Here is an 18,787-nt window from a genome sequence, read left to right as displayed (position 1 = left end):
ACTATTTACCGCGATCTAAGTCACGTTCAATAATTGTTTTGAGATAACGTCCAGTATAGGACTGCTCTGTTTTCATGACTTTTTCGGGTGTGCCCGTGACTAATACCTCACCACCGCCTGCACCACCTTCAGGTCCCATATCAATCAACCAATCTGCAGATTTAATCACGTCCAAATTATGTTCAATCACAACCACTGTATTACCAGCATCAACCAACCGTTCAAGAACTTGCAGTAGACGCGCAATATCATCTGTATGAAGTCCCGTGGTTGGTTCATCCAAAATATACATTGTTTTACCATTAGTACGACGATGCAATTCCGACGCCAACTTCATTCTCTGGGCCTCGCCACCAGAAAGTGTTGTGGCTGATTGACCCAATTTGACATACCCTAATCCAACGTCATTAATGGTTTGCAATTTTCGGGCAATTTTAGGAATTGGTGCAAAAAAATCAAGTGCTTCAGTTGCTGTCATATTCAGTACTTGTGAAATATTTTTGCCTTTGTAGCTCACTTCAAGTGTCTCAGAATTATAACGTGTGCCACCACATACCTCACAAGCCACATAGACATCTGGCAAAAAGTTCATTTCAATTTTGATAACACCATCACCACGACAATTTTCGCAACGCCCTCCTTTGGTATTAAATGAAAACCGCCCCTTATTGTAGCCACGCATTTTTGCTTCATTTGTCTGTGCAAACAAATCACGAATATCATCAAATACGCCAGTATAAGTAGCAGGATTTGAACGAGGCGTCCGCCCGATTGGTGATTGATCAATGTCAACAACTTGTTCAATATTTTCAACACCATCAATGGCACGAAAACGGCCAGGTTTTTCAGAATTATTGTTTAGTTTTTGCTTGAGGGCTCGTTTTAAAATCGTGTTAACTAACGTTGACTTTCCTGATCCAGACACCCCAGTAACAGCAATAAACTTCCCCAAAGGAAACTTCACGGTGACATTTTTAAGGTTGTTTTCTTTAGCGCCTTTAATGGTAATGTACTCACCATTTCCTGATCGACGCTTAATCGGCACGGGAATATACTTTTTACCGGATAGATATTGCCCCGTTAAGGAGTTGGGATTGGCCTCTACAATCGCCGGTGTGCCACTGGCAACAATTTTTCCACCAAGTTCACCAGCACCAGGGCCAACATCAATTAGGTAGTCAGCAGCACGCATTGTGTCCTCATCATGTTCCACAACTACTAACGTATTACCTAAATCACGCATGCGTTGTAATGATGCCAAAAGCATGTCATTATCCCTTTGGTGCAGCCCAATAGATGGTTCATCTAAAACATATAACACACCAGATAAATTAGAACCAATTTGCGTAGCCAAGCGAATACGCTGTGACTCGCCACCGGATAGTGTCCGAGCAGAACGAGAAAGCGTTAAATACTTTAAGCCAACACTTTCCAAAAATCCCAAACGATCTTTAATTTCTTTAATAATTGGTGCCGCAATTTCTGTATCTTGTTGACCCAAGCTGATACCATTAAAAAAATTAAGTTCTTGGTCAACAGGCATTTCAGAAACTTCACCAATATGCTTGCCCGAAATTTTCACTGATAAAGCTGCCGGGTTCAAACGATAGCCACCACATGCTTTACAAGTTAACTCTGTCATATAGTTGGCCATCTGATCCCGTGTAAAGTCAGAATTAGTTTCGTTAAAACGACGAGAAATGTTGTTAATCACACCTTCGAATGGTATGTCAACATCACGAACACCACCAAAATCATTTTCATAATGGAAATGAAAATCTTTATTGCCAGAGCCATTTAAGATGAGTGTTTGTTGTTTAGCAGTTAGTTTCTCAAACGGTTTGTCCATATCAATTTTGAATTGTTCGGCAAACTGCTTTAGCATTTCAGGATAATAGTTAGATGAAATAGGATTCCACGGTACGATGGCCCCTTCGTTAAGCGATTTGTGCCGATCCGGAATAACCAAATCAATATCAACCTCACGGGTAACGCCTAATCCTTGGCAAAATTCACAAGCACCTAGCGGTGCATTAAAACTAAATAGTCGTGGCTCTAGCCGACCAACACGAAAATCTTTCAATTCGCCAAGGTAATGATCAGAATACCTTAAAACAATTGATTCTGCTTTTTCATCTCGTGATACGACCTCAATTGTCACGCGCCCAGCCGCGAGACGCACTGCTGACTCAATTGAATCATATAAACGTGATCGAGAATTATCACGTAAAACAATGCGGTCAACCATAACATCAATATCGTGTGCTTCATTTTTATCTAATGTCTTATTGTCTGAGTCTAACTCAATCAAATCACCATCAACACGGGCGCGAATGTAGCCTTGTTTCCGCATCACATCAAATGCTGAAGCATGGGAGCCGCGCTGTTGCTGAATAATTGGTGCAAAAACCTGCAATCGGCTCCCCTCAGGCAACCGCTCGAGTACGTCATTGACCATTTGATCAATTGTATACATAATTTTTGTGCCATCATCCGGATCATCTGGGCGACCAACTCGCGCATATAACAATCTAAAATAATCATTAATTTCTGTAACAGTGCCAACCGTTGATCTTGGATTATTGGAGGTTGTTTTTTGATCGATTGAAATCGCAGGTGATAGCCCATCAATCGAGTCAACGTCTGGTTTATCCATTTGACCTAAAAACTGGCGAGCATAAGAGCTTAGACTTTCCACATAACGACGCTGCCCTTCGGCATATAAAGTATCAAATGCCAACGATGATTTGCCAGATCCCGACAAACCCGTGACAACAGTCAAACGATCTTTTGGTATATCAACATCAATGTTTTTTAGATTGTGTGCACGTGCACCACGAATTTCTATTTGTGTTTTTGCCATTCTTTTTCTCTTTAAATTAATTTAAATGGTGTTGGTTAATGACCAGCACGTGTTTTTAATGTCATGACACTATCACGTAATTGAGCGGCTTCTTCAAAGTCCAGCGCTTTAGCAGCTGCTTTCATTTGTGCCGTCAAATTATCAATAATAGCCTGTTGCTCATCTGCTGGCAAATCATCAAATGCCACTTGCGTCAAATCAACTGCTTTGTCATCCGAAACAGCAGCATGCGTAATCGAAATCAGATCCCTAATTTCCTTTTTAATGGTCTTTGGCGTAATACCATGCGCTTCATTATATGCCATCTGTATCTCACGACGTCGACTAGTTTCTGCCATTGCCTCTGCCATCGACGCGGTGGTTTTATCGGCATACATGATGACATGACCATTTTCGTTACGTGCTGCACGACCAATGGTTTGAATCAATGAGCGTGGATTACGCAAAAAGCCTTCCTTATCCGCATCTAAAATAGCCACTAAGGACACTTCAGGCACGTCAATACCTTCACGTAACAAGTTAATGCCAATCAAAACATCATACTTCCCTAAACGTAAATCACGAATAATTTCCGTTCTCTCTAATGTCTTGATGTCAGCATGTAAGTAGGCAACTTTAATGCCCAAATCTTTCAAGTAATCAGTTAAATCTTCTGCCATTCGCTTAGTAAGCGTCGTAATGAAGACGCGTTCATCACATTTCGATCGCAAATTAATTTCACCCACTAAGTCATCAATTTGACCCATAACTGGGCGTACTTCAACCTCGGGATCGAGCAGACCGGTTGGGCGAATAATCTGCTGTGCAATATGCTCTGGTGTTACACGGTTCATTTCATAATCACCCGGTGTGGCTGACATGTAAATGATTTGATTCACATGTTGCTCAAATTCCGGTAGTGTCAATGGTCGATTATCTAAAGCACTTGGCAATCGAAAACCATAGTTAACCAATGTCTCCTTACGTGCCTTGTCACCATTAAACATGCCTCTCACCTGTGGCATTGTCACATGGCTTTCATCCACTACGATGAGAAAATCATCTGGGAAAAAATCTAGGAGTGTAAATGGTGGCTCTCCAGCTTGTCGACCATCCATCCAACGTGAATAGTTTTCTATACCACCAACAAATCCCATTTCTTCAAGCATTGCTAAATCATATTCCGTGCGCTGTTTAATCCGCTGTGCCTCGATTAATTTGCCTTCTTTTTCAAATTTTGTAACTTGTTCGTTCATTTCTTGGCGAATGCCTTCAAGGGCGACACGCATTTGATCGTCATCTGTCATAAAGTGCTTAGCAGGAAAAATAGCAACATGTTCACGTTCTGACACTGTTTCACCCGTTAAGGAATTAATTTCTCGAATACGATCAACTTCATCCCCAAAAAATTCTACGCGTAACGCCATCTCATCTTGTGAGGCTGGGAAAATCTCGACAACATCACCACGGACTCGGAAAGTACCACGATGAAAATCAATATCATTACGAGTAAATTGAACGTCAATCAGGTCACGCATCAGCTGGTCGCGACCATACTCATAGCCCACCCGTAAACTAATCACATGATCTTTATATTTATGTGGATCACCCAATCCAAAAATTGAACTGACAGAAGCCACTACAATGGTATCACGTCGTTCTAACAGTGCGCTTGTTGCTGAGTTACGCAATTTATCAATCTCATCATTGACAGCGGAATCTTTCTCAATAAAAGTATCAGAACTTGGTACATAAGCTTCCGGCTGATAATAATCATAGTAGGATACGAAATATTCAACAGCATTATTTGGAAAAAATTCTTTTAATTCGCTATAAAGTTGTCCTGCCAATGTTTTATTATGGCTGAGCACTAATGTTGGTCTTTGCGCATCCTTAATAACATTGGAAATAGTAAAAGTCTTACCGGTTCCCGTAGCGCCAAGTAGAATTTGTTCCTTTACATTATTATTTAAGCCACTGACTAGCTGCTCGATGGCTTGCGGCTGATCACCGGTTGGTTTATATTTGGAGACCACTTCAAATTCATGATCTGTTTGGTGTTCAATCATATTATTTTCTCTTTTCGTCACCTTGTCACTATTTTTTGAGACAATCTTGTTTCATTATATCAAAAAACGAACAAATGTTCTAGTTGAACCTTGTTCGCCATTCTTACTTATCTGAACTCTCATTTTTTAACTCAGGGGCATCTGTGACATAATCGCTTAATGTTGATTTTCCCTTATTTTGGGCCAAAATACTTGATGGATTACTCTTTTGCGCCTGTTTCAACGCTGCTAAACCAGCAGACTTCTTGTAATCATAATCTTTTTTGTTTACCGCATGGAAGTCTGACCGTGATGTATCAAATCGCAACAAATCACCAGTAATAACGTCATCTGAATAGCCAAGCACTTTCGTGGCATAATCGGACATCGTTTTAGCAACCTTTTTGAGTTGCTTATCCGAACTCTCTGTCACCTGCTGGCCTGTTTGTGTGTTGAAATATTGATTATTAAACTTGGTATAAGTTGGCGTGATCCAATCACCATCTCGGAAAACAACCTTGCCTTTATAATCACTCGATAACATATCTTGTCCAAACATAGTCATGCCATCATCTGGCACACCCAATAAGTCCAGCAAAGTTGGCATCATATCAATTTCACCACCATAGGTATGATCAATGCCACCTTTCAAACCTGTTGCATGAATCATAAATGGTACCTTTTGGAAATTAGCTAAATCGTAATTTGTCACCTTATCTTTGCCAAGTAATTGTGCAATTGCTGGCTGATGGTTCTCGGAAATACCATAGTGATCACCATAAAGCACAAACACTGAATTATTGTAGAGACCAACTTTCTTAAGGTATGCCATTAACTCACCAAAGGACTGATCCAAATAATGCGCGGTTTGAACATAACCATCAACCGTGTTATCTCCTGTTTTGGTAGCTGGAAAATCAATATTTTGCTTATCTAGATCGTATGGATAATGATTAGTAACTGTGATTAACTTTGCATAAAATGGTTGTGGTAATTGTTCAATATATTGCGCACTGTCCCTTAAGAATATCTTATCCTTCATACCGTAACCAACATTATAATTTGCTTTGTTGGCGTTAGGGTAATAAGATTTTGAAAAGAAATAATCATAGCCAAATGACTTGTAGGTATTGTCTCGGTTCCAAAAACTAGCAACATCCCCATGGAAAGCAGCCGTCGTATAACCACGTTGCCCCAAAATAGCTGGCAGTGACTCAAACGTATTATTAGTACCATATTTAACCATTGCGGAACCAGTTGCCAAACCAAACAATGAATTCTCTTGCATCATTTCGGCATCAGAAGTTTTACCTTGTCCCACTTGATTATAAAAGTTATCAAAACTCAACGTATTTTGGTCATGATAAAACTTATTCAAATTAGGCGTTACTTCTTGATCGTCAACTTTATAATCAATCAAAAATTGTTGGAATGACTCCAAATGAATCATAAAGACATTTTTGCCTTTTTGCGTGCCATAATATTGAATATTGTCTGGTAATTTTTGCGTTGCAACGAACTTTTTAACTTTTGCCAAATCGGTTGGCTTAGCACGCTTTCGACTTTCTGTCTGATTATAAGTTTGAACGGCATTGAACACAGCGTATTCATTCAACCCAAGATATTTAACAATGTAATTATTATCAAACGAACGCGTCAATAATCCTGAACGATTCGTTGACGCAATACCATAGTCAACAAACATTAAGATCACACCGAAAAGTGTTGTCAAAATGGCAAATTTTTTCTGAACACCCTTTCGATCAATTGTTAACTGCTTAAAGATGACCAGCGCAATCAAAATAATGATATCTATAAAAACTAAATAATCCGTCCAATGAATAATTGCAGCGATAGATTTACCAAGATTGTTCCCGGTTGAACTGCCCGACCCTAAAATTCCCATCGATAGAAAGTCAGAAAATTCTCGATAATACAACATGTTTGCAAACAGCCAAGCAGATTGAATTAAATTGAAAATAATCGCCAACCAGTAACTTAATGCGCCACGAAAATAGAGAGCGATACTAATAAAGATAATAGCCGTTGGAATTGGATTTAAAAACAACAAAAATTGCTGCGTTGCGCCTTCCGCACCCAAGTTAAAGTTCATATGATACTCGGCAAACATTTTCAGCCAAACCAACATCACATTCAGAATAAAAAACCAAACGATGGGCGCCGATGTATCCATCGTACGTTTTATTTGTCGCCACCATGTTTTAGGACTAGAAATTAATTTTAATAAACGTTTCATTGTCGTCAACGCACTCCTTGCTAAATTAAGAAAATTGCTTGGTGCTCTCCTAATAAATTAGTTTAAAATCATGTAGCACATCATAAACTTCAATCGCTACGAGGTCAATATCATCAAATTGGAATTGTCGCACCTCTCGATGTTCTCGAACTGTCCATATTTGTGTTAACTGGTCATAAGTGACCTGTAACGCTTCAATGCCAAATGCGTCAAAACGACGAATTTGAACAGCATTATCGGTTGAATCAATCATCGCTCGCAGTCGACTTAAGATTTGCTTCAAATCACTTGTATGACGTCCGTCATTGTCCATGTTCTTACCTCACATTTTTTCGTGCTGGTATTATATATGCAATGATACCAGCAAATATGCCAAAATAATACGTAATTAATCGCCAAATTAAAATGACTAGAATCAATGTTGCTGAATTTTTAACGAATGGTGAAAACAATAACTGAAAACTCAATTCCGCGCCACCAACGCCACCTGGAATAGGAAACAACGAAATCACCATAACAATCATGATGTTCATAGTGACTATCAACCAAGGATTTACCGACGCATAACCAAAGGCACGGATAACAAAATAAGGAATTAAATAAAAAACAATCAACTGCATCATTGTCAGTATTGATGAACCAACTAATGATTGCCAACTACTAATAACTCGTCGTGACTCTTCATGAAAGTTATCAATTTTTTGTTTTGTCGTTGCAATAACACTCTCAAACCGTTGCTTTGACATAATGCGCTTAAATAGTGGAGCTACAAAATCAACTAGACGTAAAGTCAAAGATGGCCAAAACATCACCAAGGCAATGCCCACAATAACAACCGCGTGAATAGCAATCGCAAATGGAATGAATGTCGCAAAGGTTGGCGCAACTTGTGAATAGATAAATGTATCTGCCGCAACATAACCCACTATAAAGAATAGCACGACAACAACTTGATAGACTAAAAATTTCATCAAAATGACAGACATTGCCCGACCAGATTCAACACCAGCTCTTGCTAAACCATACAATTGTGCTGGTTGTCCACCAGTTGCAAAAGGCGTCACGCCTGTACCCAATAAGTTCAATAAAGGCACTCGTAATAAAGCAAAAAAGGAAGTGTTTTTTCGGTCCGTTTTGTTCAATAACACTCTTGTTGCCGCGGCTTCAAAGGCAATTGAAACGATCATCATCAAGAGACCACCCACTAACCAACGCCAATCAAGATGTTTCAATGCTTCTTCAAGTTGCTTTCCTTTGCCACGTAATTCCCGCGTTAAAAAATAGATGACACCCGCGGTTAAAACGGTCACAATAATGATTGATAATCTATCGCGTTTTAACATTGTTAAGACTCACTTCCCCAATAAACTCGTGTAAACAGCTTTTAACTGTTGACCAATTTCCGGTAAATTACGAGCTTTTGCTAATTGATACCCCTCATCTCGCAAATCTGTTAATTCACCATTTAAAATTTGTTGCATTTTATTTTCAAACTCATCAAAATTGCGGGCTTTGTAACTATTTTTGCCATCTTGTAGCCAATTGTGATAAACCGGAATGTCGCGCACCAATACATTTTGCTTTGAAGCTAATGCTTCGAGCACAACAATACCTTCAGTTTCTTCATAGGATGGATATAAAAATAAATCAGCACCTTGAAAGGCACCACGAATCACATCACCAGTAATATAACCCGGAAAAATTAAATTTCGTGGATGATCGCCTTTAATGAGGCGACTAATTTTGCCCGGGACTAATCTCAAATCAGTATAACCAAACCAAATGAATACATATTCAGGGTGTCGCTTTGCTAATTCAACAAAATCCAAAATACCCTTTCGCTCAAAAAATAGTCCAACACTCATGACGACTTTCTGTTCATCCGATAGATCAAAGTAATCTCTGAATTGACGGATTTTTTCGTCATCGTGTGCATATTTTTCAAGAGCTATGCCATTTGATATTGGCATAATGGGTTGACTCAGACGATAGCCGCGCAAAAGTTGCTTAGAATAAGGTGTTGGCGTGATGATCGCATCAGCTTTGGAATACAACGAGACAAGATAACGCTTAAACAGAGGCGCAATCATATTAGAGCCAATAAATGAATTACGAAAATCTTCATAGGTAGAGTGACCATGATAAACCACTTTTTTCCCTGACTTATGCGCTTTATTAACCATGTGATGGCTCTCAACACCATAAGTGTTAATGTGCAAAATATCATAATCTGTTGACTTAGGGTCAGTTGTGACAACCACGTCAGTATGTGACAGCGCCTCTTGTTGCAACTTTAAGGCACGACCAATACCAGACTTTGCAATTAACTTTTGATTTTCAAAGTAAAGTAAAACTTTCAATTAATTTCTCCTAAATGGATTGCGTAAGATACGCTTCATATATCCCACCTCTTCATCATTGGGATACTCATCATCGACATCATCAGCATGGTAGTCGGCCAAAATATCTTGATAAAACGCTAAAACACGTTCCGCAAATTTTGTCGCATCAACATCTTTCATTTTGGCTTGACGTACTTGCTCATCTACCGACGAATTCGGGCGTTCAAGATATTTTTGAACCGCTGCTAACAATTCATCATAATCACTGACTAAGGTTCCAATCGCTTCATTATCAACTAAATTATCCAGATATGGGGAATGAATCGCCACAAAAGGACGATTGGCTGCCATGGCTTCAATAAATGTCAAACCTTGCGTTTCTGTGTCCGATGAACTGACGAATACATCTGCCATTTGGTAATAATCACCAATATCTTCGTGATTAACCATTCCTGTAAAAATAACTTTGTCATCTAATTCAAGCTCCGCAACTTGCTCAAACAAAGATTTTCTAGCCGGTCCATCACCGGCAATGACCAAACGCGCATCCGGCATCACTTGCAGCAACTCCGAAAACATCGAAATCGTCATAGCAACATTTTTTTCAAAAGCCAATCGACCCAAAGACAGAATAATTGGCTGTGTGTCATAAAAATGATAGTTTTGACGTAAATTAATCTGCGTGGCACGGTGTTTTGGTAAGGATACTCCTGTTGGTATGATACGCATTGGCGCTGTAATACCATAACGAATGAGTGTATCTTGCACTAATTTAGAAGGCGCAATGACACCAGCCATACCAATCATATAAGCCTTCATAATGCGACCCACACCATTTGGTCCAATCAGCATACCTTTAGCAAAATAATGCGTGTAATCTTCATACATCGTATGATACGTATGAACAGCCGGAATTTTGAGTTGTCGCGCCACAAATTTACCTAATAAACCGAGTGAAAATTCAGTTTGTGTGTGTACAATATCAAGCTGGACTGACTTAGCTATTTCAACCGCTTGAATTAGGCCACGAAAAGCCAAGCGTCGGTCTTTAAAGCCAAGATAGGGCACACTTGAAAAACGATAAATGTGTGGTTCAAATTTATTTTTGGGCACTTTTGGATCCGTCGAAGTAAATATGTATACCTGATGTCCTTGAGCTTCTAATGCCTCTTTTAAAGTTTTGATTGAGGTCGCAACCCCACTGACTTGTGGGAAATACGTGTCCGTAAACAAACCAATGTTCATTGTCTCCTCCAAAAATTAAACGCACGTTAAACGTGCATACGAAACGCAATAGTAATAGTATAACATTTTAAGCGTTTTCCTTCCAATAACGACCCGCTTTTTAGCAGTGATTATTATCATTTTTTCTTCTAATGAAAAGCCACTAATTTTTCGAAATTAGTGGCTAAAATTATTTATTCAAATACCATTTGATTATGATACAATTCGGCGTAAAAACCACCTTCAGCAACTAGTGCTTCGTGGGAACCTTCTTCAATAACTTGACCATCCTTCAAAACCACAATCTTATCTGCACCCAAAATTGTTTTCAAGCGATGTGCAATCACAAAACTGGTCCGTCCAGCAATGACATTATCCATTGCTGCTTGAATTCTTGCTTCTGTAACTGTATCAACGTTTGAGGTCGCTTCATCCAAAATTAAAAATGATGGATTTGTCAAAATTGTTCTTGCGATTGATAATAACTGTTTTTGACCCGTTGAAAATATCGAGTTTTCGTCGTCTACTTTGGTTTGATAAGCATCAGGCAAGGTCATAATAAAATCGTGAATGTTGGCTTGCTTAGCTGCATCAATCATCGCTTCATCACTAGCTTCAGGATCCCCAAATTTAATATTATCAGCAATTGTGCCACTAAATAACACAGAATCTTGTAACACAATGCCAACATGCTCCCGCAACGATTTGAGATCTAGGTCACGGACATCAACACCATCAAATGTAACAGCACCTCCTGTCACATCATAAAAGCGATTTAATAAATTCATCACTGTTGTCTTACCAGAACCAGTTGGTCCAACTAGTGCGACCATTTCACCTTTTTGAACATCAATTGAGACACCGTGCAAGATTTCTTTATTTTCTTGATAGGCAAAATGAATATCTTTTAATGTCACGTTTGATGATACACCAGTCAGTTTTTGACCATTGACTGGTGAGATTTCTTCTACTTGTTCATCAACATCACTCAAACGGCGGGCACCAGTAACAGCCAATTGAAGCATGTTGTAAATCGACGTAATTTGTGTAATCGGTTGATAATATTGCTGTGAATAATTAACGAAGACTACAATCAAGCCTAAGCCCACCGACTTATCCATACCATCATGCACAACCAACCACGAGCCAAAGAATATCACGATTGCCAAGTTAAGCAAAGATAGTCCTTGCATCAAAGGAAACAACATACCTGAGTATACTTGACCCCTAAAAGTTGCTTGTTTGACAGTTTCATTATGTGGGGCAAATCCAGCAATCGACTCCTTTTGCAGGCCTTGCGTAATAATGATTTTTTCACCGTTAATTTGCTCGTTGATGTAACCATTCATTTTACCAGTGGCATCTTGTTGTTGATCAATATAATGACGTGCACGACTAATGACAAACCACGCAACAATAATTGCAACAGGCGTTGAAGCCATCGTCACTAATGCAAGTTTCACATTTTGATTAAACATCATCAAGATAACACCGACAAACAAGGCAAATTGTGACAATAACTGGAAAATAGCTTGGTTCATCGCGTTGAAAATATTATCCAAGTCAGACGTAAACAATGACAAAATTTCACCGTCTCGATGCGTATCAAAATACTTAATTGTCATCCGTTGTAATTTGGCAAACAAACCAATTCGCATACGCCCAGAAGCTTCCGCACTAATACGACTGGAAATAAAACTTGAAATGAACATAGTAATTGCAGTCACAACGAAGAACAACATCATCAAGCCAAGCGCTTTGTAAAACGGCGTCATACTGGCAGTTTGCTGGGTCTGTGGATTCATATATTGACCAACATAATTAGCCAATTCAGTGATTGCTTGACCCATATAAACTGGCGCTTTCACTTCAAAGTAAATAGAAATAACTGTTACAACCGTCACAAAAGATAAACTAAGCCAATAGCGTTTAAGATATTTTGCGAAATAGACAATCGCGCGTTTAATATCAGTCATGCGTTCGCTCCTTTCGCTTTCTGTGTCTCGTAGATTTCAGTATAAATAGAAGATGTTTGCAATAATTCTTGATGTGACCCAATACCAACAAGTTGCCCTTCATCAAGCACCAAAATCCGATCTGCGTGTAATACGGAGCTAATTTTTTCAGCAATCACAAAAGTTGTGGTACCTTTCAAATCACGGTCAAGCGCTTCTTGCACTAGTTTTTCAGATCGCGCATCCAAGGCGGATGTTGAATCATCTAGAATCAAAATTTTAGGATTTCCGACCACGCCACGCGCAATTGAGAGTCGTTGTTTTTGACCACCGGAGAAATTGGCTGAACGTTCTTCAACCTCGTGTTCAAAGTTATCATCGTAACGGTTAACGAACTCCGCAGCTTGTGCAATTTCAGCAGCTTTTTGTAATTCTGTTTCGCTTGCGCCTTGATTACCTTGTCTTAAATTACCAGCGATTGTACCACTAAATAAGATAGCGCGTTGCAGTACATACGAAACAGCACGACGCAGTGATTTTTCATTCACGTGCTTCAAATTCACACCACCAACGGTCACTTCACCTGCTGATGGATCATACAAACGCGCAATCAATTGTGCTAAAGTCGTTTTCCCAGAACCAGTTGCACCAACGATACCAATCATTTCACCAGACTTAACATCAAACGAAATATTTTCTAAGGCAGGTTTTTGATCACCGGGATAAGTAAAGGCAACATTTTTGAATGAGACATCCCCGCTCAAGTCAAGGTCTTCCGCATTAGTATCGTATGTCAAATCAGGTTCAGTATCGAGCACTTCTTTGATACGCGCTAACGAGACAAATCCACGCGAAGCAAATGTTGACATCATGCCACCAATCATAATGGCAAAGAAAATCTGCATGAGATATGAAATAAATGATGTAATTGCAGCTAAATCACTTGGATGTTGGATAATGCCGCGACCAACAAATAACACGGCAGCACCAATTGCCACATAAGAAATTAACATAAACATGGGAATCATCGTTGAAAATAAATACCCAATCGTCGTGTTAACATGTGTTAATTCATCAGAATTTTCAGTAAAACGCGTTGTTTCATTTTGCTCTTGATTAAACGATTTTACTACTCGAACGCCCTGCAGGTTTTCTTTAGCCAATGTATTCGTTTTGTCAATCAACTTTTGAATACGTGTAAAAAATTTACCCATCTGCTTGAACACAATTTGTGATGATAGCGCAATCAAGATGACCATCAACACCACAATCCACCACAAACGTGGTAACGTCATCAACGCAAGGATGAAAGCCCCAACAAACAAAATAGGAATACGCGTCAATGATTGCAAAAACATCATGACAAGTTGTTGCACTTGGTTGACATCATTAGTCATCCGAACAACCAAGTTTCCTGCTGAGAATTTTTCGATATTACCAAATGAAAACGATTGAATTTTTTTGTATTCGTTTGCTCGAACGTCCGCTGCAATTGATTGTGAGACTTTTGCGGCGAAAATCGTATTGATAACACCAGCAACTAATCCAATCACTGCTAGTACCAATAATTGAATACCATATTGCATCACTTGACTTTGATTATCTGCAATAATTGCCTTCATGATATTCTGCAATAGTCGCGGTTGCCATAGCGACGCACCTGCCATGACAATCACCGCCAATATTGAAAACGTAATATCACGCCAATATGGTTTAGCATGGTCTTTTAAAATTTGCATGTCATTCCCTCTTTCAACACACTGTAATTGACAGCGCACAATTTTTAAAGCTTTTGAACAGTGAGTTTAGTATAAAATAAATTACTTTGTCTGTCAATATAATATTTCCCACTATCAGCAAAAAAACTGCTTCCCTCAGGAAACAGTTCTTAGAAATTGATTCAAATATAGTTTAGTTCTGAGTCAAATTATCACTGCTCATAACAGTTTGACCATTCTCAACGATTTCAAAAGTTTTGTTGGCCGCATCGGCTGTTAATACAGCTTTGTTTTGACCATTTTCATCTTGACGTGTCACCACAATTGTTGTATCAGTTGGCGTGTCAACTGTGATTGAGCCAGCCAAATCAAATGCAGGGCTTTCATTACGCCATGACAATAGCTTCAATAAGTTAGCAACAACTGGTCGCTTAACTTCTGACTTAACTTCTTCACGCGTATAGTAATGACGGTTAATATTACGACCTTCTTTAGTTGACTCCAAAAGCGCGATATCGTTTTCACCTGCCAACAAACCAACGTAATAAATTTGTGGAATTCCAGGCGCAAAGACTTGGAAGACACGACTCAACAAGTATGCTGCATCATCATTTCCCAATGCTGAATAATAAGTTGAGTTAATTTGGTAAATATCAAGGTTGTTGTATGAAGCAGATGAATATGTCTTTTTGACATTCGCGCCAACCTTGTAAAGTTGTTCAGAAGCGTAGTCAATTTCATCATCAGTTAGAATATCACGGGCATCAACGACACCAATACCATCATGCGTGTCCAATGTTGTGAATTGCTTCATTGGTGACATCTTCAACCACTTTGCCAATTGATTTGTCTTACCTGAATACAATGTGTAAAGCGTTGTCATTGGTAATGCAAAGTCATAGGTGAAGTAACCATGATCATTGATCTTTTTAGGGATTGAGTAATGTTCATGAATTTCTGGTAAAATTTCAGCCTTTAATGGTGTCAAAATTTCACGTACTTCATTCAAAGTGTCCCAGATTTCTGGCTCAACGAAGAAGTCATTTGTGTCAACTTTTTTAACTGCATACGCAAAGGCATCCAAACGAATCAAGTTAGCACCATGTTTTACCATGTCTTCAAGGGTTGTCTTAATAAATTCCTTGGCAATGGCTGAATTAACATCAATGTCAATTTGTTCTTCACCAAAAGTATTCCACAAGTTTTCTGTTGTGCCATCATCAAAAGTGATTTCTTGCGTTGGTGCCTTATCTTTACGCTTGTAAATTAAGTCAACATCGGCTTGTGTTGGACGGTTTTCGCCGGCCTTTGCCCAGAACTTTTCCCAACGAATAAAGAAATCTTTATACTTTGAATCGTCATGATTCTTCTTAAAATCTTGATACATCACTGATTCACGAGAAATATGGTTAATCATGAAGTCAAACATCAAATAGTATTCTTCACCCAATGCTTCGACATCTGCCCAATCACCAAATGCGGCATCAACACGAGTATAATCGGCTGGCGCAAAACCGCGATCACCTGTTGAAGGGAAGAAAGGCAACAAATGAACCCCACCAATCGCATCTCCAATATCTTCTTTCAAGACTTGATGAACATCTTTTAAGTTTTTGCCCAACGAATCAGCATAAGTGATCAACATTGCTTTGTTTTGAATTTCCATTATTATTTCTCCTGTTTTCTGCTAGTAATAACTGTAACGATTGCGATAATGAGCAGTACTAATCCCAAATAAGGAATTGTAGCATACGCTGATGCGGCAGCACTGCCACCACCGTGACCAATCAAGCTGGCAAAAGTCGCCACAAACATTGGTTCAACGAAGACCCCAACATTAAATCCAATCAAAATGATTGAAGTAATCAACGATTGACGCGCAACTGGTCCCAATTTTGGTAATTGATTAAAAATGAATGGTGAAATTAATTGTAGTGGGAAACCAATCAGTAGTACCCCTGCAATCAACATGATGAAATTGCCATGTGAAAAGGCCACTAAGAAGTTAGAGACTGCCATCAATACCAAACCAATTTGCAGTGTGAAGCGACCAAAAGTCGCCACAAACCAGCCATAAGTTACGCCACCAACTGTTGCAGCAATTAGCATCGCTGATAAGATTGGGGATGTATTATACCCTTCACCTTTTAATTCAGTTGCCATAAAAGGGAAGCTCAATTGGATGGCCATGTAATCAATCACTAAAAATGCAGCAAATAGTGTAAAGACAAGCACTAAGGGACTAATTCGCGTTATTTTTTCAACTGTTGTCTTTTCAGATTTTGACGATTGTAACGGCGTCATCTCTGAGGTATCAGGCACGCGTTTGATGAATAAGAATAAGATTGGAAAGGCAATCAAATAGACCAAAAATGTTGCGCGCCATCCAAACGCCAGTAACAAGCCGGCTAGCAAAGTCAAAACGGCTTGCCCCACTTGTTCAGCAGCTGCGCGATATCCTAGCATCGCCGCACGTGTTTTACCATTGTACATCACTGCAATCATAGAAACTGCCAATGAATTAAAAATACCTAACCCAGCACCCAGTATTGTCCGTGATGCTAATATGATCACGTACGAGTCAGTGAACATTGGCACAATACCAGCTAACCCTACTAATGTCACACCTAAAATGATAGTGTTCTTGTCACCTAGCTTTGCAGCTATAAAGCTGCTCAATAGGACAAAAACTGTCACCGTAATGGATGGTGTTGTTGCCAAAACCTGCGCCTCTGTCGATGAAATGTGCAATGCCTCAGTCATTTGTGGCAATGCCCCGTTAATAGCATACGCACTTGTCAAGACAAATGAAATGCCCAAAAACGCAATCTTAGTGAGCAGGCTATCTTGTTTAACCATGTTATCTCCTTCAATTATGATAATCACTTACCATAATATTGTAACCGGTTCCACTCTAAAATGTCAATCGTTTATCAAATTTTTGTGAAGAAAATAACAATGATGTTTTCAGAAACAATCGTGAAAACATCATGGCTAAAAGGTTTATTTTATTTGCTAGTAGAAGTAAAGAATTTTTAAATACATCTATTTTTAGATGAAATTAGTTTCCAAATCATTAAAATGAGTCACTCTCAAACCACTGTCATCCAAATCAAACACGGCAACAGCACCATTACGAGGACGCTGGGCGTCATTAAGATGAGCATAGTGTTGCGCCAAATTACCGATCAGTTGTCCATGAGTCACAATTAGAATATTATCGTTGGGTTGATGCTTGGCTTTCAAGTGGTCCAATGCCCCCGACATACGTTGCCAAAAATCAGCGGCAGTTTCGCCAATATGTTGCGGATCTACTTCATGAATTTTGTTCATGATAGCCGTCATATCATGTATTGACTCAGCAATCGCATCAGGCGTTTTTTCGCTAACATCGAATGCATCAGCGACAGCACCCCACATAATATCGTTGCTACCACCTTCAAAGCTCCCGAAAAAATATTCACGCCATTCAGGCATAAACTTCAACTGTGGCGTGGGATTATTGTTTTCAGCCAAGACAAACTCAGCCGTGTGGATAGCACGCGACGTATCTGAAGAATAAGCAGCATTGAATTTGACATTTTTTAGTCGTTGACCAGCCATTTTCCCATCTTTTTCACCTTTTTTAGTAAGTGGTGTATCAGCCCACCCTTGTACTTTGTTGAGTTGATTAAAGATGGTTTGCCCGTGACGTACAACATATAATTTCATTATATTTGCCTTTCTAAATGGTAAATTTTACTGTGTTGGCTTATTAACTTTCGCAGCGAAATCAGGTAGTAGACTTTTCGCTAGATCATATAACAATGCTTTGTGGATGAAAGTTTCGTGGAAAATGTCTGGTAAAATTTCAGTGGCTAAATACTTAACACTCGCCATCGATTGATACTCAGAAAGTGCTTCTAAACTGCTTTGGAAAATTGAAACATAGACTGGTTCTGGATTAAACTTTTCAAGTTCGCCATACGCTTCATACATCAGGTCAATTTTATCTGCAATGGACAAAATTTGTCCTTCAATGCTGTCGTCTTTACCTTCACCAAGCCTTCGTGTGTAAGCCGCTTGAAATTGTGTTGGGATTTCTGTTTTGATAAAATTTTCGGTCATTGAATCTTCTACGTCAGCTAACATCGACCGTAAGGTTGAGGTCGCATATTTCACGGGTGTTTTGATATCACCGATAAATCGTTCTGTGTAATCATGATTCAAGGCTTTTTCATAAACCGATTGCCAATTAATTTTGGCACCATTTTGTTCCTCAACATCCGCTAAAAACTGCGCGATTTGCGTCACTTTCCAAGAGTGCGCCGCTACGTTGTGGGGTTGATATTTGAAAAATCCCGGCGCGCGATTAATGAGCTCTAGTTGTGTCATGCCCATAAAATATTCATGCATTGGCAT

The 18,787-nt window shown here is 39.2% G+C and carries 13 protein-coding genes; all 13 read right to left on the bottom strand.

Annotated features, from left to right (window positions below; translation table 11 throughout):
• Position 1: 1 nt before the first annotated feature.
• The 13 genes from uvrA to FF105_RS01540 all read right to left on the bottom strand — a co-directional run bounded on the left by uvrA (position 2) and on the right by FF105_RS01540 (position 18,787).
• A complete protein-coding gene (gene uvrA / locus FF105_RS01600) occupies positions 2 to 2,863 on the bottom strand; it encodes an excinuclease ABC subunit UvrA (RefSeq protein WP_010279921.1) in 2,862 nt (953 codons plus the stop codon).
• Between the two features lie 35 nt (positions 2,864 to 2,898).
• Entirely contained in the window at positions 2,899 to 4,911 is a 2,013-nt protein-coding gene (gene uvrB, locus FF105_RS01595; protein ID WP_290046174.1) for an excinuclease ABC subunit UvrB, read from the bottom strand.
• A gap of 103 nt (positions 4,912 to 5,014) precedes the next feature.
• Positions 5,015 to 7,147, bottom strand: coding sequence for an LTA synthase family protein (locus FF105_RS01590; RefSeq protein WP_290046173.1), 2,133 nt, complete (start codon positions 7,145 to 7,147; stop codon positions 5,015 to 5,017).
• Positions 7,148 to 7,196: 49 nt separating this feature from the next.
• Positions 7,197 to 7,460 (bottom strand): YkuJ family protein, encoded by a 264-nt coding sequence (locus FF105_RS01585; protein WP_010279928.1) that lies wholly within the window; start codon positions 7,458 to 7,460, stop codon positions 7,197 to 7,199.
• Positions 7,461 to 7,464: 4 nt separating this feature from the next.
• On the bottom strand, positions 7,465 to 8,490 hold the full coding sequence (locus FF105_RS01580; RefSeq protein ID WP_010279933.1) for a lysylphosphatidylglycerol synthase transmembrane domain-containing protein: 1,026 nt from the start codon (positions 8,488 to 8,490) through the stop codon (positions 7,465 to 7,467).
• A 9-nt stretch (positions 8,491 to 8,499) separates the two neighbouring features.
• Entirely contained in the window at positions 8,500 to 9,507 is a 1,008-nt protein-coding gene (locus FF105_RS01575; protein WP_010279937.1) for a glycosyltransferase family 4 protein, read from the bottom strand.
• Positions 9,508 to 10,734 (bottom strand): glycosyltransferase family 4 protein, encoded by a 1,227-nt coding sequence (locus FF105_RS01570; protein WP_010279940.1) that lies wholly within the window; start codon positions 10,732 to 10,734, stop codon positions 9,508 to 9,510.
• Between the two features lie 173 nt (positions 10,735 to 10,907).
• Positions 10,908 to 12,689 (bottom strand): ABC transporter ATP-binding protein, encoded by a 1,782-nt coding sequence (locus FF105_RS01565; protein WP_010279942.1) that lies wholly within the window; start codon positions 12,687 to 12,689, stop codon positions 10,908 to 10,910.
• Positions 12,686 to 14,407 carry an ABC transporter ATP-binding protein gene (locus tag FF105_RS01560; RefSeq protein WP_010279944.1) on the bottom strand — a complete coding sequence of 574 codons (1,722 nt, stop codon included), beginning with the start codon at positions 14,405 to 14,407 and terminating at the stop codon, positions 12,686 to 12,688. The genes FF105_RS01565 and FF105_RS01560 overlap by 4 nt, the downstream gene beginning before the upstream one ends.
• Positions 14,408 to 14,579: 172 nt before the next feature.
• On the bottom strand, positions 14,580 to 16,052 hold the full coding sequence (gene gtfA, locus FF105_RS01555; RefSeq protein ID WP_010279952.1) for a sucrose phosphorylase: 1,473 nt from the start codon (positions 16,050 to 16,052) through the stop codon (positions 14,580 to 14,582).
• A 2-nt stretch (positions 16,053 to 16,054) separates the two neighbouring features.
• Positions 16,055 to 17,245 carry an MFS transporter gene (locus tag FF105_RS01550; RefSeq protein ID WP_010279955.1) on the bottom strand — a complete coding sequence of 397 codons (1,191 nt, stop codon included), beginning with the start codon at positions 17,243 to 17,245 and terminating at the stop codon, positions 16,055 to 16,057.
• A gap of 192 nt (positions 17,246 to 17,437) precedes the next feature.
• Positions 17,438 to 18,097: a histidine phosphatase family protein gene (locus FF105_RS01545; protein WP_010279960.1), complete on the bottom strand. Its 660-nt coding sequence runs from the start codon at positions 18,095 to 18,097 to the stop codon at positions 17,438 to 17,440.
• 27 nt (positions 18,098 to 18,124) lie between these two features.
• Entirely contained in the window at positions 18,125 to 18,787 is a 663-nt protein-coding gene (locus tag FF105_RS01540) for a YfbR-like 5'-deoxynucleotidase (protein WP_010279964.1), read from the bottom strand.

It is taken from the genome of Leuconostoc sp. UCMA20149, from assembly GCF_030400235.1.
GTDB classification, from domain to species: domain Bacteria; phylum Bacillota; class Bacilli; order Lactobacillales; family Lactobacillaceae; genus Leuconostoc; species Leuconostoc pseudomesenteroides.
This window is presented reverse-complemented; position numbering and strand designations above follow the sequence as displayed.

Coding starts and splice junctions, on each gene's coding strand:
- FF105_RS01570 (WP_010279940.1), bottom strand. CDS start 10,734: ATGAACATTGGTTTGTTTACGGACACGTATTTCCCACAAGTCAGTGGG.
- FF105_RS01545 (WP_010279960.1), bottom strand. CDS start 18,097: ATGAAATTATATGTTGTACGTCACGGGCAAACCATCTTTAATCAACTC.
- uvrB (WP_290046174.1), bottom strand. CDS start 4,911: ATGATTGAACACCAAACAGATCATGAATTTGAAGTGGTCTCCAAATAT.
- FF105_RS01580 (WP_010279933.1), bottom strand. CDS start 8,490: ATGTTAAAACGCGATAGATTATCAATCATTATTGTGACCGTTTTAACC.
- FF105_RS01590 (WP_290046173.1), bottom strand. CDS start 7,147: ATGAAACGTTTATTAAAATTAATTTCTAGTCCTAAAACATGGTGGCGA.
- gtfA (WP_010279952.1), bottom strand. CDS start 16,052: ATGGAAATTCAAAACAAAGCAATGTTGATCACTTATGCTGATTCGTTG.
- FF105_RS01550 (WP_010279955.1), bottom strand. CDS start 17,245: ATGGTTAAACAAGATAGCCTGCTCACTAAGATTGCGTTTTTGGGCATT.
- uvrA (WP_010279921.1), bottom strand. CDS start 2,863: ATGGCAAAAACACAAATAGAAATTCGTGGTGCACGTGCACACAATCTA.
- FF105_RS01540 (WP_010279964.1), bottom strand. CDS start 18,787: ATGCCAATGCATGAATATTTTATGGGCATGACACAACTAGAGCTCATT.
- FF105_RS01585 (WP_010279928.1), bottom strand. CDS start 7,460: ATGGACAATGACGGACGTCATACAAGTGATTTGAAGCAAATCTTAAGT.
- FF105_RS01565 (WP_010279942.1), bottom strand. CDS start 12,689: ATGACTGATATTAAACGCGCGATTGTCTATTTCGCAAAATATCTTAAA.
- FF105_RS01560 (WP_010279944.1), bottom strand. CDS start 14,407: ATGCAAATTTTAAAAGACCATGCTAAACCATATTGGCGTGATATTACG.